General features: G+C 60.4%; 14 protein-coding genes and 1 pseudogene. 9 read left to right on the top strand and 6 right to left on the bottom strand.

The window, feature by feature from the left end:
• Window positions 1–2: 2 nt before the first annotated feature.
• The 5 genes from AB4N92_RS04320 (at window position 3) to aqpZ (ending at window position 5,217) form a co-directional block, all read left to right on the top strand.
• Window positions 3–926 (top strand): LysR family transcriptional regulator, encoded by a 924-nt coding sequence (locus AB4N92_RS04320; RefSeq protein ID WP_010208617.1) that lies wholly within the window; start codon window positions 3–5, stop codon window positions 924–926.
• A 14-nt stretch (window positions 927–940) separates the two neighbouring features.
• Window positions 941–1,744, top strand: coding sequence for an alpha/beta fold hydrolase (locus AB4N92_RS04325; protein WP_236266884.1), 804 nt, complete (start codon window positions 941–943; stop codon window positions 1,742–1,744).
• Between the two features lie 3 nt (window positions 1,745–1,747).
• Window positions 1,748–2,311, top strand: coding sequence for a peptidylprolyl isomerase A (locus AB4N92_RS04330; RefSeq protein ID WP_010208614.1), 564 nt, complete (start codon window positions 1,748–1,750; stop codon window positions 2,309–2,311).
• Window positions 2,312–2,390: 79 nt separating this feature from the next.
• Window positions 2,391–4,223 carry an ABC transporter ATP-binding protein gene (locus tag AB4N92_RS04335; RefSeq protein WP_010208613.1) on the top strand — a complete coding sequence of 611 codons (1,833 nt, stop codon included), beginning with the start codon at window positions 2,391–2,393 and terminating at the stop codon, window positions 4,221–4,223.
• Window positions 4,224–4,515: 292 nt separating this feature from the next.
• Window positions 4,516–5,217, top strand: coding sequence for an aquaporin Z (gene aqpZ / locus AB4N92_RS04340; protein ID WP_236266883.1), 702 nt, complete (start codon window positions 4,516–4,518; stop codon window positions 5,215–5,217).
• Window positions 5,218–5,336: 119 nt separating this feature from the next.
• On the opposite strand, the gene AB4N92_RS04345 is transcribed toward aqpZ, so the two are convergent.
• Entirely contained in the window at window positions 5,337–6,461 is a 1,125-nt protein-coding gene (locus AB4N92_RS04345; RefSeq protein ID WP_010208611.1) for a GNAT family N-acetyltransferase, read from the bottom strand.
• Between the two features lie 283 nt (window positions 6,462–6,744).
• Here AB4N92_RS04345 and AB4N92_RS04350 point away from each other — a divergent pair, with 283 nt between their 5' ends.
• The gene (locus tag AB4N92_RS04350; RefSeq protein ID WP_010208610.1) at window positions 6,745–8,067 is read left to right on the top strand and encodes a putative porin; all 1,323 of its coding nucleotides are present in this window, start codon (window positions 6,745–6,747) and stop codon (window positions 8,065–8,067) included.
• 107 nt (window positions 8,068–8,174) lie between these two features.
• Here the strand turns inward: AB4N92_RS04350 and AB4N92_RS04355 are convergent, their stop codons facing one another.
• From AB4N92_RS04355 to aceK, 5 genes are all read right to left on the bottom strand, one after another.
• On the bottom strand, window positions 8,175–8,420 hold the full coding sequence (locus AB4N92_RS04355; protein WP_010208608.1) for an anti-sigma factor family protein: 246 nt from the start codon (window positions 8,418–8,420) through the stop codon (window positions 8,175–8,177).
• The gene (locus tag AB4N92_RS04360) at window positions 8,414–9,028 is read right to left on the bottom strand and encodes an RNA polymerase sigma factor (RefSeq protein WP_010208606.1); all 615 of its coding nucleotides are present in this window, start codon (window positions 9,026–9,028) and stop codon (window positions 8,414–8,416) included. The genes AB4N92_RS04355 and AB4N92_RS04360 overlap by 7 nt, the downstream gene beginning before the upstream one ends.
• Before the next feature lie 17 nt (window positions 9,029–9,045).
• Window positions 9,046–10,167, bottom strand: coding sequence for a beta-ketoacyl-ACP synthase III (locus AB4N92_RS04365; RefSeq protein ID WP_010208605.1), 1,122 nt, complete (start codon window positions 10,165–10,167; stop codon window positions 9,046–9,048).
• A 351-nt stretch (window positions 10,168–10,518) separates the two neighbouring features.
• Window positions 10,519–14,430, bottom strand: coding sequence for an ATP-dependent RNA helicase HrpA (hrpA, locus tag AB4N92_RS04370; protein ID WP_042571890.1), 3,912 nt, complete (start codon window positions 14,428–14,430; stop codon window positions 10,519–10,521).
• Between the two features lie 70 nt (window positions 14,431–14,500).
• A complete protein-coding gene (aceK, locus tag AB4N92_RS04375) occupies window positions 14,501–16,216 on the bottom strand; it encodes a bifunctional isocitrate dehydrogenase kinase/phosphatase (protein ID WP_021490891.1) in 1,716 nt (571 codons plus the stop codon).
• A gap of 390 nt (window positions 16,217–16,606) precedes the next feature.
• Here aceK and AB4N92_RS04380 point away from each other — a divergent pair, with 390 nt between their 5' ends.
• From AB4N92_RS04380 to AB4N92_RS04390, 3 genes and pseudogenes are all read left to right on the top strand, one after another.
• Window positions 16,607–18,232 carry a methyl-accepting chemotaxis protein gene (locus AB4N92_RS04380; protein ID WP_236266882.1) on the top strand — a complete coding sequence of 542 codons (1,626 nt, stop codon included), beginning with the start codon at window positions 16,607–16,609 and terminating at the stop codon, window positions 18,230–18,232.
• 52 nt (window positions 18,233–18,284) lie between these two features.
• Window positions 18,285–19,180 (top strand): annotated as a pseudogene (locus tag AB4N92_RS04385) (DMT family transporter).
• Window positions 19,181–19,336: 156 nt separating this feature from the next.
• Window positions 19,337–20,083: a class I SAM-dependent methyltransferase gene (locus AB4N92_RS04390; protein WP_010208599.1), complete on the top strand. Its 747-nt coding sequence runs from the start codon at window positions 19,337–19,339 to the stop codon at window positions 20,081–20,083.
• The last annotated feature ends 117 nt before the right edge of the window (window positions 20,084–20,200 follow it).

Below are 20,200 nucleotides of genomic sequence, written 5' to 3' on the forward strand. Positions count from 1 at the left end.
TCTTGAAAGCGCCCCGCGTTACCCTCGATCAATGGCGCACGCTGCAAGCCGTGGTCGACCATGGCGGCTTCGCCCAGGCGGCTGAAGCGCTGCACCGTTCGCAGTCTTCGGTGAGCTACACCGTGGCCCGCATGCAAGACCAACTGGGTGTGCCGCTGCTGCGCATCGACGGGCGCAAAGCGGTACTCACCGACGCCGGTGAAGTGCTGTTGCGCCGTTCCCGGCAACTGGTGAAAAACGCCAGCCAGTTGGAAGACCTCGCGCACCATATGGAACAAGGTTGGGAAGCCGAGGTGCGGCTGGTGGTGGATGCGGCCTATCCGAACGCACGCCTGGTGCGCGCGCTCACCGCGTTCATGCCGCAGAGCCGGGGTTGCCGTGTGCGCCTGCGTGAGGAGGTGCTGTCGGGGGTCGAAGAGTTGCTAATGGAAGGCGTAGCCGACCTGGCGATTTCCGGTTTCAGCATCCCGGGTTACCTGGGCACGGAAATGAGCGATGTGGAATTTGTCGCCGTGGCACACCCCGAGCATTCCTTGCACCGTTTGAATCGCGAGCTGAGCTTTCAGGACCTGGAAAGCCAGATGCAAGTGGTAATCCGCGATTCCGGCCGTCAGCAACCCCGGGATGTGGGTTGGCTCGGCGCCGAGCAACGCTGGACCGTCGGCAGCCTGGCCACCGCCGCCGCCTTCGTGGGCAGCGGCCTGGGTTTTGCGTGGCTGCCCCGACACATGATCGAACGCGAACTCGCCGAAGGCGTGCTCAAGCAACTCCCCTTGGAACAGGGCGGCAGCCGTCACCCCACGTTCTTCCTGTACTCAAACAAGGACAAACCCCTGGGGCCCGCCACGCAGATCCTTGTGGAACTGCTGCGCACCTTTGACACCGCCCCGCTGGACGCGCCTTTCGCCGCCCCTCAGCAAGCCTGAAACGGAGTTCATGCATGGCCTGGTTCGACCACGAAGGATGCAGCCTGCACTATGAGGAATACGGCCACGGTACGCCGCTGATCCTGATCCACGGCCTGGGCTCCAGCAGCCAGGATTGGGAGCTGCAGATTCCAGTGTTGGCCAGGCATTACCGCCTGATCGTGGTGGATGTACGGGGTCACGGACGCTCGGACAAACCGCGAGAACGCTACAGCATTCAGGGCTTCACCTTGGATTTGCTGGCGCTGATCGAACACTTGGACCTGCCAGCCGCCCACGTGGTGGGCTTGTCCATGGGCGGCATGATCGCATTCCAACTGGCGGTGGATGAACCCGCACAGGTCAAGAGCCTGTGCATCGTCAACAGCGCACCGGAGGTGAAGGTGCGCAGTGCCGATGACTACTGGCAATGGGCTAAACGTTGGAGCCTGGCACGTGTATTCAGCCTGGCCACCATTGGTAAGGCGCTGGGCGACCGCTTGTTTCCCAAGCCGCAGCAGGCCGACCTGCGCCGCAAGATGGCCGAACGCTGGGCAAAAAACGACAAACGTGCTTATCTCGCCAGCTTCGATGCAATCGTGGGCTGGGGCGTGCAGGAACGACTTTCCAGAATCACCTGTCCAACCCTGGTCATCAGCGCCGACCATGACTACACCCCTGTGGCGCAGAAAGAAAACTATGTAAAACTGCTACCCAATGCGCGACTGGTGGTGATCGAGGATTCCCGCCATGCCACGCCCTTGGACCAACCCGAAGTCTTTAACGCAACCTTGCTCGATTTTCTAAAGACAGTCGAAACCACTACCCTGGATCACTGACCCATGCTGAAAAAAATCGCCTTCTTTGCCGGTTCTGTTCTGTTCGCCGCCAACCTGATGGCCGCCGAGCCAGCCAAGGCGCCCCACGTATTGATCACCACCACCAATGGCGACATCGAGATCGAACTGGACCCGGTCAAAGCGCCGATCAGCACCAAGAACTTCCTGGCCTATGTCGACAGCGGCTTCTACACCAACACGATCTTCCACCGCGTAATCCCAGGTTTCATGGTCCAGGGCGGTGGTTTCACCCAGGCAATGACCCAAAAGCCAACCAAGGACCCGATCAAGAACGAAGCCAGCAACGGCCTGCATAACGTACGTGGCACCCTGTCCATGGCGCGCACCAATGACCCGAACTCGGCCACCAGCCAATTCTTCATCAACGTCGCCGACAATGCCTTCCTCGACCCGGGTCGTGATGCCGGTTACGCCGTATTCGCCAAGGTGGTCAAGGGCATGGACGTGGTTGATGTGATCGTCAATTCGCAGACCACTACCAAGCAGGGCATGCAGAACGTGCCAATCGATCCTGTGTACATCAAGTCGGCCAAGCGCATCGACTGAGGTAGCAGGTAGTTCCGCGCGCAGCCCACAAGGCCGCGCGCGCATTTGAAAGGAGAGCCCGCCACGCGGGTCATACCTAATGCTCTATCGTCGTTTTGAACAACTGATCGATATTTTCCGCGACGCCCCCAGCGCCGCCCCGCCCGACAAAGTCCTGCCTTTCTACCTCTACTACCTGCGCCAGGTGTGGCCGCACTTCGCCGCCTTGCTGGTGGTGGGCCTGATCGGTGCACTGATCGAAGTCGCGCTGTTCAGCTACCTGAGTCGCATCATCGACCTGGCCCAGGGCACGCCGCCCGCAGACTTCTTCCAGGTTCACAGCACCGAGCTGATCTGGATGGCCGTGGTCGCCTTGCTGCTGCGCCCGATCTTCGGCGCCCTGCATGACCTGCTGGTGCACCAGACCATCAGCCCCGGCATGACCAGCCTGATCCGCTGGCAGAACCACAGTTACGTGCTCAAGCAGAGCCTGAATTTCTTCCAGAACGATTTCGCCGGGCGTATTGCCCAGCGCATCATGCAAACCGGCAACTCCCTGCGCGACTCTGCGGTGGCGGCGGTGGATGCGATCTGGCACGTAGCGATCTACGCCATCAGTTCCCTGGTGCTGTTTGCCGAAGCCGACTGGCGTCTGATGATCCCGCTGGTGACCTGGATCATTTGCTACGGCCTGGCGCTGCGCTACTTCGTGCCACGGGTGAAGGAACGCTCGGTGATTTCTTCCGAAGCGCGCTCCAAATTGATGGGCCGCATCGTCGACGGCTACACCAACATCACCACCTTGAAGTTGTTCGCCCATACCCGTTATGAGCAGGAATACGCCAAGGAAGCGATCATCGAGCAGACCGAAAAAACCCAGCTGGCCAGCCGCGTGGTGACCAGCATGGACATCGTGATCACCACCATGAACGGCCTGCTGATCGTCACTACCACCGGCCTGGCGCTGTGGTTGTGGACGCAGTCGCTGATCTCGGTGGGCGCGATTGCACTGGCCACCGGTTTGGTGATCCGTATCGTCAACATGTCCGGCTGGATCATGTGGGTGGTCAACGGCATTTTCGAAAACATCGGCCAGGTGCAGGACGGCCTGAAGACCATCGCCCAGCCGCTGGCCGTGATCGACCGCGACAATGCCCCGCGCCTGAGCGTGCCCCATGGCGAAGTGCGCTTCGAGCAGGTGGATTTCCACTATGGCAAGAAGAGCGGGATCATTGGCGGCCTCAACCTTGAGATCAAGGCCGGTGAAAAGATCGGCCTGATCGGCCCGTCCGGTGCGGGCAAGTCGACCCTGGTCAACCTGCTGCTGCGCCTCTACGACCTGCAAGGTGGGCGCATCCTGATCGACGGCCAGAACATCGCCGACGTTGCCCAGGAAAGTTTGCGCGAACAGATCGGCATGATCACCCAGGACACGTCGCTGCTGCACCGCTCGATCCGCGACAACTTGCTGTACGGCAAACCGGACGCCACCGATGAAGAACTCTGGGCCGCCGTGCACAAGGCGCGCGCCGATGAGTTCATCCCGCTGCTGTCGGACTCCGAGGGCCGCACCGGACTGGACGCGCATGTCGGTGAGCGCGGCGTAAAACTCTCCGGCGGCCAACGCCAACGTATCGCCATTGCCCGCGTGCTGCTCAAGGACGCGCCCATCCTGATCATGGACGAAGCCACCTCCGCGCTGGACTCGGAAGTGGAAGCCGCCATTCAGGAGAGTCTGGAAACCCTGATGCAGGGCAAGACGGTGATCGCAATCGCACACCGGTTGTCGACCATTGCGCGAATGGATCGCCTGGTGGTGCTGGAGAAAGGCCAGATTGCCGAGAGCGGCAGCCACGCCGAATTGCTCGCCCATGGCGGGCTGTATGCGCGGTTGTGGCAGCATCAGACGGGTGGGTTTGTCGGTATCGACTGACAATTCCGAGCTTATACACAATCAAAAATGTGGGAGCGGGCTTGCTCGCGAATGCGTTGGATCAGTCAAGACATCCAGTGACTGACACTCCGCATTCGCGAGCAAGCTCGCTCCCACATTCGCTCAGCGCCAGGCTTGCGAACTCATCGGCCCCTGGCGCTTTTTCATGCTCTGGATTTGTGCCGCAACCGTGCTGTAATCAGTGCAGTGCCCAGACGGGCGCTGAAGTAAATCTGCAGGGAGCATCACTGATTTACAGATCCGGTAGAGCGATCTATCAAGGACGGGTTGCATGTCTTTGTTCAAGCGTTCAATCACAGAGGGGTTAGGTACGTTTTGGTTGGTGTTGGGCGGTTGCGGGAGTGCGGTGTTGGCCGCAGCGTTTCCTGCAGTCGGGATCGGGTTGTTGGGTGTGTCCCTGGCATTCGGGCTCACGGTGCTGACCATGGCGTTCGCCATCGGGCATATCGGCGGTTGTCACCTCAACCCGGCGGTGTCGGTAGGGCTGGTCGTGGGCGGACGGTTTCCGGCCAGGGAACTGCCGGCGTACATCGTGGCGCAGGTGGTCGGCGGTACGATCGCCGCTGCGCTGCTGTATTTCATTGCCAGTGGTAAACCGGGGTTCGAACTGGCGTCGGGCTTGGCGTCCAACGGCTATGGCGAGCACTCGCCCGGCGGTTATTCGATGGTGGCGGGGTTTGTCTGTGAGCTGGTAATGACCGCCATGTTCGTGGTGATCATCCTCGGCGCCACCGACCGCCGTGCCCCGCCGGGCCTTGCGCCCGTCGCCATCGGCCTGGCGCTGACACTCATCCACTTGATCTCAATTCCCGTGACCAACACCTCGGTCAACCCGGCCCGCAGTACCGGTCCGGCCCTGATCGTCGGCGGGTGGGCGATCCAGCAATTGTGGATGTTCTGGCTCGCGCCGATCCTGGGCGCGGTAATCGGTGGTGTCACCTACCGCTGGCTGGGCAAGGAGGAACCGACCTAGCCCCCCCTGCAGGAGCGAGCGTGCTCACGAAAAACGTCAAGGATAACGCGGGCGGTCTGGTTTTACGTGGGGTCTTGGTTCTTCGCGAGCAAGCACGCTCCTACAGCGGGACCCGAGCGTTACACCTGCCGATAAGGCAGGGCCGTCCTCGCCTCCTCGGCATACGCCACGATCCCCACCCGCTCGCGCTCGAGGAAATCCTCCACGGCATTCTTCAAACCCGGATGGCGCAGGTAGTGCCATGACCGTGTAATCACCGGCTCAAACCCGCGAATCAACTTGTGCTCACCCTGAGCCCCCGCGTCGAAACGTTGCAGGCCGTGGGCAATGGCGTAGTCCATACCTTGATAGAAACAGGTTTCGAAATGCAGGCGGTCGAACTCCGCCAGGCAGCCCCAGTAGCGACCGTAGAAACTGTCGCCGCCGATCAGGCTGAAGGCCATGGCCACCGGGCGTGCGCCTTGTTTGGCCAGTACCACGCGGATCGCTTCGGGCATGCGCTCGGCCAGCAGGCTGAAGAACGCGCGAGTCAGGTAGGGCGATTGCCGGCGGATAGCGTAGGTGTTGGCGTAGCAGGCGTAGACAAAATCCCACTGCGCCTCGCTCAGTTCGTGGCCGCGCAGCCACTCGAAGTCGATGCCCTGCCCCGCCACTTGTTCGCGCTCTTTGCGCATCTGTTTGCGCTTGCGCGAACTCAGCGCATCGAGAAAGTCCTGGAAGTCGCGGTAACCCCGGTTCTGCCAGTGAAACTGACAACCCAGGCGCTGCAGCCAGCCCGGGTGTTGGGCCAGCGCGGCGTCGGCCAGCTCGTCAGTGAAGTTGATGTGAGCACTGGAGAGGCCTTCAATTTCCAGGTAACCCGGCAGGCTTTTCAGCAGTTCGAAACCCTCGTCTGCACTCGCCGCCAGCAGGCGTGGCCCACTGACCGGACTGAAAGGCACGGCAGTCAGCAACTTAGGGTAGTACTCAATGCCAGCCCGCTCGCAGGCATCCGCCCAACCGTGATCAAACACATATTCGCCGTAGGAATGCCACTTGCGGTAACTGGGCAGCGCCGCCACCAGCCGATCGCCCTCCCAATGCAACAAATGCTCCGGCTGCCAACCCGATTGCGGGCCCAGGCTGGCGCTGTCTTCCAATGCGCTCAGGAACGCGTGCCGCACGAACGGCTGGGCCTGTGGCACCAGTGCGTCCCAGGTTTGCGGGGCGATTTCGGACAGGCTGTCCAGGCGTTGCAACGGCATCGGCATCCTCACTGGTTTGGCGCGTGAAAGCCTGGCGAGTATCGCTGATTGCCGGCCTTGGCACACCCCCGTTTCGCGCGACAAGGCACTAAACCAATAGTTCCGAACATGAAAAATTTGTCATCTAGATGACATCACTTCGCCACTGCTCCGTCATAAACGATCGTGATACTGACGCCTGTTTTTAGAGCGCCTGGTTCTACCCGGCGGCTACTTTTCCGTCCGTCATCGGTCGGTTGTGTCCTGGATGGTTAGCCATCCCTCCTCACTTTCGGAGATTGATATGCGTCTTGCTTCCACTAAAACTGCGGCGGTTCTGTGCGGCGGCCTGTTACTGGCCCTGAGCGTTCCAGCCAGCGCTGCAGTCGACGCTAAATTGCTCGACATGCTCAAGGCCAACGGCCAGATCACCGCAGCGCAGTACACCGAACTGCAAAGCGAACTGGCCAAAGACCAGAAAGAACAGCAGATCGCACGGCAAGCTCAACAAGAGACCAACGAACAGATCGCGGCCACCGCGAAGAAAACCAACGAGCTGAGCAGCTTCGACCAGAAGCTGGCCTGGGCGGCCAAGACTCAGTTCAAGGGTGACGTACGTTTCCGCCAGGAAACCGTGAAAATCCAGGGCGAATCCAACAATGGCGGCCGCGACAAGGACCGTCAGCGCATCCGTGCCCGCCTGGGCGCCTACACCGAGATCAACTCGCAAGTCGACACGGGCATCCGCATTGCCACCGGCAGCAGCGACGATGCTCGTTCGACCAACCAGGACCAGGACAACTACTTCGACAAGAAGTCGATCTGGCTGGACCTCGGCTACATCGACTATCACCCGGACCAGATCAAGAACCTGCACGTGATCGGCGGCAAAATGCTGCAACCGTGGGTGAGCATGGGCGACGTCATCTGGGATAGCGACATCAACCCTGAAGGCCTGGCCCTGACTTACAAATACCCACTGGGCAGCAGTGCCGAGCTGTTCGGCAGCCTCGGTAACTACAACCTCAAGGACAACGTCGACGGCGACGGCGTGCAATTCCGCCACGACCTGCGCCTGACCTCTGGCCAGTTGGGGACGCGCTTTTCGGTCACCGACAACCTGAAAATGACCCTGGGCGGCAGCGTCTACGCCTACCAGAACGACAAGGACAGCCGTTGCACAACCACCACCACGCCTTGCGCACTGGCGGTCAACGGTAACTCGGCCGACAACCAGTTCCGTTTGTATGAAGGTTTTGCCCAAGCCGACATCGGCGGCCTGGCAGTACCGCTGGCGTTCTACGGCCAGTACGTGAAAAACAACGATGCCGTGACCGACCAGGACACCGCCTGGCTAATCGGCGCCAAGTCCAAGGTGTTCGGTTTCAACCTGGACTACAACTACCGCGACATTCAACGTAATGCCGTGGTGGGTGCCTTCACCGACTCGGACTTCGCCAACGGCACCACCGGTTCGCGCGGGCATAAGATGAAGGTCAGCTACGACATCGACAAGAACTTCGCTCTCGGTGCCACCTACTTCCTGACCAAGGCCGACTACGCCAGCCGCACCCAGCGTGATGCGAACACCAACACCCTGCAGCTCGATGCAGAAGCCAAGTTCTAACGCTCAGTGTTGAAAACCTTGGGCCAGGACGGCCCGAGGTGGCAGAACCCGTCTTGCGTGGGTGGATCGCTCCCCATCATCCGTTCGCTCTACCCACGCGAGCCTGCTTATTCCCCGTCTTTGTGATGCTTGAGCCGCTCGTCAGCCAGACGCTGCGCCAAGGCCTCCACACCCTCTACCGGCTCATCCGGCATGATCTTCAGCGTCGCCTGCATCAGGCGCATCTGGCGGATAAACCGGCGACAGTTCGGGCAGAACATCAAGTGATGACGCACCAGCAGACGCTCGCGAAAGGTCAATTGCCCATCGAGATAGTCACTGGAACGTGCCACTTGTTCTTTACAGGTCAACATTCGCCCGTTTCCTCAAAATGCTCCACCGTGGCGAAGACTTTAAGCCGCGCTCGATGCAACAGCACACGGACATTGGAGAGCGACAGCGTCAGAAGATTACAAATCTCTTCCAACTCCAGCCCCTGGCGCTCACGCAACACCAGCACGCTGCTTTGCAACTCAGACAAGCTCAGCAACGTATGCTCCAGGCATTTGCGCAGTTCATCCTCGGTCAGCAGGGCTTCCGGGGTGTCCTGGTGCCAGGCGTAGGGGGCAACGGCCCAGTGACCATCATCGGGGGAGAAACGGTCATCACCAAGGGTACCGTGGGGCGAAGGCAGGTCGTCGAGCAACACTTCGCGACGATTCTGCTTGTAGCGCCCCTTGGCGGCGTTGGCGGTGATGGTCAGCAGCCAGGTCTTGAGGCTGGAACGCCCTTCGAACTTGGCCAGGTTGCGCACCACCGACAGCCAGGCGTCCTGCACGACTTCGTCGGCGTGACGCTGGCCGACGATGGCGTAGGCCACCGCCCGCATGGCGCTTTGGTAGGTGGTGACCAGTTCCTTGTAGGCCCGCTGCTCACCCTTGAGCAGCCGTTCAAGCAGGTGCGCGTCGTCCGCTGCTGCCATTCAAGACCTCGATTGTCTTAGCGTTTGCGCAGGATCACGCTACCGATTGAATAGCCCGCGCCAAACGAGCTGAGCACCGCCACGGAGCCCTTGGGCAAATCATCCTGATAGGTGTGGAAGGCGATCACCGAGCCCGCCGAACTGGTATTGGCGTAAGTATCGAGGATCACCGGCGCTTCTTCCACCGAGGCTTCGCGGCCCAGCAGTTTCTTCACGATCAGGTGGTTCATGCTCAGGTTGGCCTGGTGCAGCCAGAAGCGCTTCACATCGGCCACGTTCAGCTGGTTTTCTTCCAAATGCACACCGATCAGCTCGGCCACCATCGGGCACACGTCGCGGAACACCTTGCGGCCTTCCTGCACGAACAGCTTGTCCGGCGCGCCGATGCCTTCTTCCGCGGCGCGGTTGAGGAAGCCGAAGTTGTTGCGGATGTTATTGGAGAACTTGGTCAGCAGCTTGGTGCTCACCACGTCGAACTGATGCTCGGAAGTCGCCAGGTCGGCGCGCTCCAGCACCACGGCCGTTGCCGCGTCACCAAAGATGAAGTGGCTGTCGCGGTCGCGGAAATTCAGGTGGCCGGTGCAGACTTCCGGGTTGACCATCAAGATCGCCCGCGCCTGGCCCAGCTGGATGCTGTTGGCCGCGTTCTGGATGCCGAAGGTGGCCGAGGAACAAGCCACGTTCATGTCAAAACCAAAACCTTCGATACCCAGGGCCTCCTGGACTTCAATGGCGATGGCCGGGTAGGCACGTTGCAAGTTGGAGCAGGCGACGATCACCCCGTCGATGTCGGCGGCGGTCTTGCCCGCGCGTTGCAGGGCTTGTTCGGCGGCGCCGACGGCCATCTGGCAGAGCACCGACCATTCGTCGTTGCTGCGCTCGGGAAGGCGTGGGGCCATGCGCTGCGGGTCGAGAATGCCGTCCTTGTCCATCACAAAGCGGCTCTTGATGCCCGAGGCTTTTTCGATGAAGGCTGCGCTGGATTCAGTCAGCGGCTGCACGTCACCGCGCTCGATGGCGGCGGCGTTGTCGCTGTTGAACTGATGCACGTAGGCATTGAAAGACTGCACCAGCTCTTCGTTGGAGATGCTGTTGGCCGGGGTGTACAGGCCAGTGCCGCTGATGACGACGTTATGCACGGTCGTTCCTCTAAATCTGTCAGGCAGAAGATATTGGTACCGTCGTACCAAACTATAAGTAGTTCGATCCCGCCCAGCGGACATCAAACTGGCATCGCTTTATTCCATCGCGTCGCAGCCCTTCACGACGATCCCGGCATTTATAACCGCGAAGTTTGCCACAAACCCAGGGTTTTGGCGCCATATCCCCAATAAACACTGCATTCACCGGAGCACCCTAAATCGAGTGTGGGGGCGAGCTTGCTCGCGAAGGCGGTGTGTCAGTCGCTACATGTATGGCTGACACACCGCCTTCGCGAGCAAGCCCACTCCCACATTGGACCTGCGTCGTCCTTGAGACCGGGAACGATCTCAGGCCTCCACCAAACTCCACTGTTTACTCAGGCGCTTGTCGGAAATCGGCACTTTGGTGCCCAGTTGCTGAGCAAACAACGACACCCGGTATTCCTCCAACCACCAGCGATAGAGCTCCAGCTGAGGATCGCGCTTGCCTTCCTGGGCATGCTTTTTCAGACGGTTTTCGTAGTGCGTCCACAAGCCGGCCAGTTCGCCGCTCCACACCCGGTCCTTTTGCACCTGGCTCGGCAGTTTCTCCAGGCGCAACTCGATGGCCTTGAGGTAACGCGGCAACTCCTTGAACCAGTGCGCCGGGGTTTCCCGCACGAAACCTGGGTACACCAGGTGGCTCAGTTGCTGCTTGATGTCGTTCAGCGCCACGGCTTGGGCGAGGTCGATCTTGCCTTTGAAGCGTTTTTGCAGGCCGTGCCACAGTTTCAGCACATCCAGGGTCAAGCGCGCCAGGCGCTCGGCGTGTTCGGTCCAACTGCCGCGCTTGCGCTCGGCCAAGGCAGCCAGACCGGCACCATCACGCGGCAGGTTGGTTTCGCCTTCGAGTACGCAAGTGTCGAGGCTGGCCAGCAGGATGTCTTCTACCAACGCATCGATGCGGCCCAGCTCGCGGTACATCAGGCCCAGCTCAGTCAAGCCCGGCAATTTGCCGCGCAGGAATTTTGCCGGTTCTGCCAACTGCTGCATCAGCAGGCGTTGCAAGGCGCGGCGATGTTGGAATTCAGCTTCGGCAGCGGTGGAGAAGCGCCCCTCTTTGACCGTGCCGCCTTCTTCCACCAACGCCGGATACACCGTCATCGACAGCCCGGCGATCTTCTGCTGGGTCTTTTCCGCCACCGCCGCAAACACCTTGGCTTCAACCGGCTGTTGGCTTTTCGCGGTTTGCGGCACTGCCAGCGCGGCCTGGCTGGCCTCGGCAAAGCGCGCGGTCAGTTCGGCCAGGTCGCGGCCTTCACCCAGGAACTTGCCCTGGCCGTCGACCACTTCCAGGTTCATCTTCAGGTGGCTTTCCACCTGCTGCGCGGCTTCGGCCCAGGCTTCATCGCTGACCCGCGCACCCGTCATGCGCAGCAACTCGCGCCCCAGCGCCTGGGGCAACGAACCCTGGCCGAACTCGATGCGTTGCAGCGCGGCCTTGACGAAGTCCGGCACCGGCACGAAGTTTTTGCGCAGGGCCTTGGGCAGGTTGCGCACCAGGGCAATGCACTTGGCTTCGATCACCCCCGGCACCAGCCACTCCAGACGCTCGGGTGGCAAGGCCGGCAGCAACGGTGCCGGCACGCGCAAGGTCACGCCATCACGCGGGTGGTTGGGCTCGAAGTGGTAACTCAACGCCAGTTCGAGGTCACCCAGGTGCAGGGTGTCCGGATAATGCGCGGCGGTGACTTCACTGGCTTCGCGGGCCAGCACGTCCTCTTCGCGCATGATCAGCAGTTGTGGGTCTTTCTGGCTGTTGATTTTGTACCAGCTGTCGAAGGTCGCAGTCTGGTGGATCTCGGCCGGCAACCGCGCGTCGTAGAAGGCATACAGGGTTTCTTCGTCCGCCAGAATGTCACGACGGCGCGCCTTGGCTTCCAACTCGTCGAGCTGTTCCAGCAGTTGCTGGTTGGCCGTGAGGCACTTGGCCCGCGACTGGATCTCGCCACGCACCAGGCCCTCGCGGATAAACAGCTCGCGGGACACCACCGGGTCAATCGGACCGTAATGCACCGGGCGACGCCCGACCACAATCAGCCCGAACAGCGTGATCTGCTCAAAGGCCACGACCTGCCCACGCTTCTTCTCCCAGTGGGGTTCGAAGTGGTTTTTCTTGATCAGGTGACCAGCCAGCGGCTCGATCCAGTCGGCGTCGATCTTGGCGACCATGCGCGCATACAGCTTGGTGGTTTCCACCAGTTCGGCGGTCATCAGCCATTGCGGGCGCTTTTTGCCGATGCCCGACGACGGGTGAATCCAGAAGCGGCGCTGACGCGCGCCGAGGTAATCGCCGTCTTCGGTTTTCTGGCCGATCTGGCTGAGCAGCCCGGACAACACCGCCTTGTGCAGTTTCGGGAAGTCCGCCGGCTCTTTGTTGACCGTCAGCTGCATGTCGCGGCAGATCAGGCTCAACTGACGATGGGAATCGCGCCACTCGCGCAAGCGCAGGTAGTTGAGGAAGTTCTTGCGGCACCAGTTGCGCAGCGGGCTGGCGGTGAGTTCCTGGCGCTGCTCTTCAAAGCCGCGCCATAGATTGACCAGCCCGGCAAAGTCCGAATCCGGATCTTTCCACTGTGCGTGAGCCTGATCCGCGGCTTGCTGGCGTTCCGGCGGACGCTCGCGCGGGTCCTGGATCGACATGGCGCTGGCGACGATCAGTACTTCCTGCAAGCTGCCGAGCTTGGCGGCTTCCAGCAGCATGCGGCCCATGCGCGGGTCCACCGGCAGGCGTGCCAATTGGCGACCCAGTGGCGTGAGCTGGCTGTTGCGGTCCACCGCCGACAGCTCTTGCAGCAGGTTGAAGCCGTCGCTGATGGCCTTGCCGTCCGGCGGTTCGATAAACGGGAAATCGGTGATCTCGCCGAGGCGCAGGTGCAGCATCTGCAGGATCACTGCGGCGAGGTTGGTGCGCAGGATTTCGGGATCGGTAAACTCCGGACGCCCGATAAAATCCTCTTCGCTGTACAAGCGCACGCAAATGCCCGGCTCGACCCGGCCGCAACGGCCTTTACGCTGGTTGGCGCTGGCCTGGGAGATCGCCTCGATCGGCAGACGCTGCACCTTGGCGCGGTAGCTGTAACGGCTGATGCGCGCGGTGCCGCTGTCGATCACATAACGAATGCCCGGCACGGTCAGCGAGGTTTCCGCAACGTTGGTCGCCAGCACCACGCGACGCCCCGGGTGGGATTGGAAGATGCGCTGCTGTTCGGCTGGCGACAGGCGCGCATACAACGGCAGGATTTCGGTGTGCTTGAGCTGGGCCTTGCGCAGCATCTCGGCAGCGTCGCGAATCTCACGCTCTCCCGGCAGGAACACCAGCACATCGCCGGGGCTGCGCCGTTCGCTGCGCTCATAGGCGGCGATTTCATCCAGGGTGGCGAGGATCGCCTGGTCAACGGTCAAGTCGTCCTCGACGCGGTTGCCTTCTTCATCCTGTTCCAGGGTCAGCGGGCGATACCAGGTGTCCACCGGGAAAGTACGGCCCGACACCTCGACAATCGGCGCATCGTCGAAATGCTTGGAGAAGCGCTCCAGGTCGATGGTCGCCGAGGTGATGATGACCTTCAGGTCCGGGCGACGCGGCAGCAGGGTTTTCAGGTAGCCCAGCAAGAAGTCGATGTTCAGGCTGCGTTCGTGGGCTTCGTCGACAATGATCGTGTCGTAGCGTTCCAGGTAGCGATCGTTCTGGGTTTCCGCCAACAGGATGCCGTCGGTCATCAGCTTGATCAGGGTATTGGAGTCACTCTGGTCTTCGAAGCGCACCTGATAGCCGACCAGCGCGCCCAAGGGCGTGGCCAGCTCTTCGGCTACGCGGCTGGCCACGCTACGCGCGGCAATCCGGCGTGGCTGGGTGTGACCGATCAGGCCGAACTGGCCACGCCCGATTTCCAGGCAGATCTTCGGCAACTGGGTGGTTTTACCCGAACCGGTCTCGCCGGCAATGATCAGCACCTGGTGCTTGTTCAGCGCCTCTTTGATTTCATCGCGCTTGGCCGCGATCGGCAGGCTGTCGTCATAACGGATCACCGGCAGGCTGGCACGCCGCGCCGTGACCTGGGCGCAGGACGCCTGCATGCGCGCAACCCACTGCGCCAACTTTTCCTCGTCGGGCTTCTTGCGCAGCTCAAGCAGCTGCCGCCGCAAGCGGTGGCGGTCGGCGAGCATGGCGTGGTCGAGGTTGTTCAGCAATTGGTCGATAGCGGGCGCTTGATCAGTCATCAGGTACGTATAGGTCGTCTATTTATGCAGGGGGCGGATTGTCGCAGAAAACCGCCAAAGCGTGCGCCCCTCATTCGTTATCGCGGTCTTTGCGCCTGTACGGGAACACGTCGATGACCTTACCGGCACGAATCGCCTCCTGCAGCCCTTTCCAGTAATCGGCGTTGTACAGCTCGCCATGCAGCTCATCAAACAGCTTGCGCTGGCCAGCATCGGCGAACAGGAACGGCGGGAACTCCTCGGGGAATACATCCAGCGGGCCAATGGAATACCAGGGTTCCGAAGCCATTTCATCCTCGGGGGTGCGCGGCGCGGGGATGTGGCGGAAGTTGGCCTCGGTGAGAAAGCAGATTTCGTCGTAGTCGTAGAACACCACACGGCCGTGGCGGGTGACACCGAAGTTCTTCAAAAGCATGTCGCCGGGGAAGATATTCGCCGCCGCCAGTTGCTTGATCGCCAGGCCGTAGTCTTCCAGGGCTTCACGCACCTGGGCGGGGTTGGCGTTGTCGAGATAGAGGTTGAGCGGGGTCATGCGTCGTTCAGTCCAGCAGTGGCGGATCAACACGGTGTCGCCTTCCACTTCGACGGTACCGGCGGCGACTTCCAGCAGTTCGGCCAGGCATTCGGGCTCGAATTTACTCAAGGGGAAACGGAAGTCGGCGAACTCCTGGGTATCGGCCATGCGCCCGACCCGGTCGACGCTCTTAACCAGGCGGTACTTCTCGATCACCGTGGCGCGGTTAACGTTTTTCGACGGCGAAAAGCGGTCCTTGATGATCTTGAACACCGTGTTGAAGCCCGGCAGGGTAAATACGCTCATGACCATGCCACGCACGCCGGGGGCCATGATGAATTGATCATCGGTGGTCGCCAGGTGGTTGATCAGCGCGCGGTAAAACTCCGACTTGCCGTGCTTGTAGAAACCGATGGAGGTGTACAGCTCGGCGATGTGCTTGCCCGGCAGGATACGCTTGAGAAAGCCGACGAATTCCGCCGGCACCGGTACATCCACCATGAAGTAGGAGCGGGTGAACGAAAAGATGATCGACACCTCAGCTTCGTCGGTGATCAACGCGTCGATCTGGATGCCCTGCCCTTCACGGTGCAACAGGGGAATCACCAGCGGCCATTGTTCGTCGCGGGTATAGATGCGTCCTACAAGGTAGGCGCCCTTGTTGCGGTAGAGCACCGAGGAAAACAGCTCGACCTTGAGGTCCGGGTCCTTGCACACCCAGTCCGGCAGGTTTTCCCGCAGTTGGGTTTCGAGGCGGTGCAGGTCGCTTGCCAGGTCCGCGTAAGGTTCACTGAAACGGTAGTCGGCAAAGATCTGCGCGAGCATTTGCGGGATGTTCCCGGCGGGCGTGTACGTGCGCGTCTGCGCGGCCCGTGCCCGGCGCAGGCTGGGCCGGGTGGTGTGGATGAACATGCAGCCGTCACTGATCAGGTCATGACTGAACAGCCCGCAGAAAATCGAGTTGTACCAGGTCTCGGACAGCTCATCGTCGAAACGCAGGTCGATCAGCCCGATGTAGGCGCTTTTCACCACGGGCCACGTGTCGATATCAAGCAGTGTGCCGTCATCGAAGTGTTCGCGCAGGCGCGCAGTCACTTCACTGACCTTTTCCTCATAGAGGTTGATCCGTGCCGCCGATGCCGCCTGCCCCTGCTGCCACTGAGCCCTCTCAAAACGCTCACGAGCGCCATCGGTGATCTGGCGGAAGTGCTCACGGTAATCGTCGAAGCCATCGAGGATCATCTGGGCGACAGCGAGGGCGGATTGCGACATGCGGGAAACCTCGAACGGGCATCTGGATGCCCTGAGCTTAGCCAGTGTACGAGAACAGGAGAAGAGTCATTTCTTGCACTGTCTTGTACAACTTCGTTCATTTCGTACATTTATTTGCAATTTTCTAAATCCGACCATTCGGTCAATAAACGCACCCCGAAGTCTCTTCGCGTTTTACTCACACCCCTGCAATGGCGGGATCTGGCAGGTTGATACTGGAAAACCGCGCGCAACGCCGGGCGCGATTACCGCGCAGCGCTGTGGATCCAACTAAGGGAAACCCTGATTACCACAGTGATAGCACTTTGATATATAGCGCGCCCTCTCCCACCCTAACAAGGTCCGAAGACCGATCCGGGAACAGGTTCTAATCGCCCAAGGAGCATTGAGATGTCATTGAGGAACATGAGGATCGGTCTGCGTGCCAGTCTGAGTTTTGGGGTTTTGGCCAGCTTGCTGGTGATTGTAGGAATGTTTGGCCTTGGTCAGATGGCCAAGTTGCGGCAAAGCGCTCTGGTCATTGAAGCATCGTGGATGCCCAGCATCGAGAACATCCACGACAGCGCGGCCATTGTCGCCAGCATCCGCCTGGAGGCATTGCGCCTGGCGACCACCGACGAATCGCGGATCCGCGACAACAGCAAAGCCCTGATCACCCGCCAGCACACCGAGCTGCAAACCCTGCTCGACCATCACAAAACCCTGCTCAGCGGCGATGAAGAGCGCGAAATGCTCACGCAGCTCGAAGGTAATGCGAACGCTTACCTGAGCCTTGTCGGACAAATCGTTGCCCTGGTAGACAAGGACCAGCAACAAGACGCCATCGACCTGCTCAACAGCCGCCTCGCGCCACAGGGTGTGATCCTCAACAAAAGCCTGACGGACATGATTACCTTCAACCAGAGCGGTGTGCAAACCGCTGTGGATTCAGCCGCACAGACCTATTCCAGCGCGCAGTGGATCGTCGGCTCAATCATTGTGCTCGCGCTGACCGCCACCTTACTGCTGGCGTGGCTGCTGACCCGCAGCATCACCGCCCCCCTCGACCAGGCGCTGATTGTGGCACGCACCATTGCCAGCGGCGACTTGAGCCAGCCGATCGCCGTCAGTGGCAAGGACGAACCCGCCCAATTGCTGACAGCCTTGGCCACCATGCAGGCGCAATTGCAAGGCACCCTCCGCGGCATCAGCGAGTCGGCGCAGCAACTGGGTTGCGCTGCCGAAGAGATGAGTTCGGTGATGGAACAAAGCACCCGTGACCTGCAAGCGCAGAACGACGAGATCGAACAGGCTGCCACCGCCGTGACCGAAATGAGCGCGGCGGTGGACGAAGTGGCCGGCAATGCGGTGTCCAGCGCCGAGGCATCCCAGGCCTCCGACGAGGACAGCAAGCACGGCCACTATCAGATCAGCGAAACCATCAAGTCGATCCAGAACCTGGTGGACGAAGTACTCGGCGCTTCGAATAAGGCCGAAAGCCTCGCCGTGCAGGCCCAGGACATCAGCAAAGTGCTGGAAGTGATCCGTGGCATCGCCGGGCAGACCAACCTGCTGGCGCTGAACGCCGCCATCGAAGCCGCCCGCGCAGGTGAGGCCGGGCGTGGCTTTGCGGTGGTGGCCGATGAAGTGCGCTCCCTGGCGCAGCGCACCCAGGACTCCACCGAAGAAATCGAGCAGATGATCACTGGTATCCAGCGCGGTACCCAAGACACCGTCGAAGCCCTGAACAGCAGCGCCGAACAGGCCGGCCACACCCTGCAACGCGCCAACAGCGCAGGCAGCGCCCTGGAGAAAATCACCGCGGCCATCTCGCAGATCAGCCAGCGCAACCTGGTAATCGCCAGCGCCGCCGAGCAGCAGGCGCTGGTGGCACGCGATGTGGACCGCAGCCTGGTTAACATCCGCGACCTGTCCACCCAGACCGCTGCCGGCGCCACCCAGACGTCAGCGGCCAGCCAGGAACTGTCGCGCCTGGCGGTGGACCTGAATGGGCTGGTGGCGCGGTTTGTCCTGTAATCAGTAAAGGGGGCGTGTAACACTCGCCGCCTTATTGATGTAGGAGTATTCCGTGAGACCTGTCGACACCTTGTACTTGCTGGGGCTCGCCGCCATTTGGGGCGCGAGTTTCCTGTTTATGCGCATCATTGCGCCCGAGATCGGCACGGTGCCGACGGCGTTTTTCCGCGTATCGATCGCCGCAGCCGGGTTGCTAGTGATTTTGGCGGTGATGCGGGTGAACTGGGATTTTCAAGGCAAGTTCAGGACTGTGTTGCTATTGGGAGTGATCAACTCCGGCATTCCGGCGACCATGTATTCGGTGGCGGCCCAGGTGCTGCCGGCGGGTTACTCGGCGATCTTCAACGCCACCACACCGTTGATGGGCGTGTTGATTGGCGGGCTGTTCTTCAGCGAACGTCTCACACCGTCGAAAATCGCCGGAGTATGTCTGGGACTGTTCGGTGTGGGCGTGCTGACCCGCGCCGGGCCGGTGGCGTTTGACCTGGAATTGCTGACGGGTGCACTGGCCTGTTTGCTCGCGACCACCTGTTACGGCTTTGCCGGGTTCCTGGCGCGGCGCTGGCTGGATCAGCGCGGTGGTCTGGACAGCCGCCTATCAGCCCTGGGCAGCATGCTTGGCGCCACCCTGTTCCTGCTGCCGTTCTTTGCCTACAGCGCCATCAGCCAACCGCCGGCGAGCTGGGGTGGATGGCAGGTGTGGGGGTCGTTGCTGGGGCTGGGGCTGGTGTGTACGGCGTTTGCCTACATCCTGTACTTCAGGCTGCTGACCTCGATTGGACCGGTTAAGTCGATGACGGTGACGTTTATGATTCCGCCGTTTGGGGTGTTGTGGGGGGCGTTGTTGCTGGGGGAGCCGTTGTCGATGGCGCATGTGTATGGGGGGTGTTGATTGGGGGGGCGTTGTGGTTGGTGTTGAGGCCGAAAAATCGTGAGCGAGCTGTTTGAGTGTTTTGACTCTCGGTGATAAAGGCCGCACATCCGGACATCTGCTTAAGACGAATAAATCCGACTACGGTCTCCCGCCAACAGGTACGTCGTGTATTATCGGAACCTTATTCATTTCAACGTCAACTCTCACCGAGTTGCGTGTATGGGAGCCATATGGGTTTTTTTGATAATTTCCCAAGGTTTTATAAAACCAGCCAAACCAGCCCTTTTCCAGACCGCCTGAATTCGCGGCACACCGCGATAATGGAAAGAAATATAGAGTTTATAAAGGGTAAGCGTGTCCTTGATATAGCAAGCCATGATGGACGTTGGTCATTTGCAGCGCTGCAGGCAGGTGCAGCTCATGTAACGGGTATTGAGCCCAGGCAAGAGCTAATAAACAACGCCATAGAGACATTTAACGAGTACAGCATCGACCCTTCGCGTTTTGAGTTTTTATGCGGTGATGTCTTCGACCACCTCAGCAATAAAGAATTTGACGTTGTTTTCTGCCTTGGGTTTTATTACCACACTATTCGACATGCCGAGTTATTTGACTTGATCGAACGTACAGGGGCTAAACTGGTAGTGATCGACACCGAGGTCACTCCGACTGTGGATGAGTTTCCGGAAGGTGAAACCAGTGACCCTCGTGTAGTGTTTGGCAACCCCTACGGTGTCCAGCTCTTGCTTGACCCGGTAGATGACCAACAGATGGCCTATTCCGATTCACTGACTCGGCATGGACAGACCCTTGTAGGGCGCCCATCAAGAAGCGCTGTACGCTTCATCGCCAAACACTTCGGGTACACCACAAAGACCTTCGACTGGGATGAATACATTTCAGAAAAGCCTGAAGTCAAAGGTGCACTGGTCGATTACAGCGAAGGCTGGAGAGATACGTTTTACTGCTCAAAATAAGCCTCCCCCTAAACCCCACCAGCTTCACGGTGGGGCGCATCTTCAGCCAGATAAGAACCCGACGGCTTTGACGACTACGTCGGTCACCGTCTTCGGCATGACGCTAAATATTCAGAA

The organism is Pseudomonas sp. S3_A09, from assembly GCF_054668065.1.

Coding starts and splice junctions, on each gene's coding strand:
- AB4N92_RS04325 (WP_236266884.1), top strand. CDS start 941: ATGGCCTGGTTCGACCACGAAGGATGCAGCCTGCACTATGAGGAATAC.
- AB4N92_RS04330 (WP_010208614.1), top strand. CDS start 1,748: ATGCTGAAAAAAATCGCCTTCTTTGCCGGTTCTGTTCTGTTCGCCGCC.
- AB4N92_RS04335 (WP_010208613.1), top strand. CDS start 2,391: ATGCTCTATCGTCGTTTTGAACAACTGATCGATATTTTCCGCGACGCC.
- aqpZ (WP_236266883.1), top strand. CDS start 4,516: ATGTCTTTGTTCAAGCGTTCAATCACAGAGGGGTTAGGTACGTTTTGG.
- AB4N92_RS04345 (WP_010208611.1), bottom strand. CDS start 6,461: ATGCCGTTGCAACGCCTGGACAGCCTGTCCGAAATCGCCCCGCAAACC.
- AB4N92_RS04350 (WP_010208610.1), top strand. CDS start 6,745: ATGCGTCTTGCTTCCACTAAAACTGCGGCGGTTCTGTGCGGCGGCCTG.
- AB4N92_RS04355 (WP_010208608.1), bottom strand. CDS start 8,420: ATGTTGACCTGTAAAGAACAAGTGGCACGTTCCAGTGACTATCTCGAT.
- AB4N92_RS04360 (WP_010208606.1), bottom strand. CDS start 9,028: ATGGCAGCAGCGGACGACGCGCACCTGCTTGAACGGCTGCTCAAGGGT.
- hrpA (WP_042571890.1), bottom strand. CDS start 14,430: ATGACTGATCAAGCGCCCGCTATCGACCAATTGCTGAACAACCTCGAC.
- aceK (WP_021490891.1), bottom strand. CDS start 16,216: ATGTCGCAATCCGCCCTCGCTGTCGCCCAGATGATCCTCGATGGCTTC.
- AB4N92_RS04380 (WP_236266882.1), top strand. CDS start 16,607: ATGTCATTGAGGAACATGAGGATCGGTCTGCGTGCCAGTCTGAGTTTT.
- AB4N92_RS04390 (WP_010208599.1), top strand. CDS start 19,337: ATGGGTTTTTTTGATAATTTCCCAAGGTTTTATAAAACCAGCCAAACC.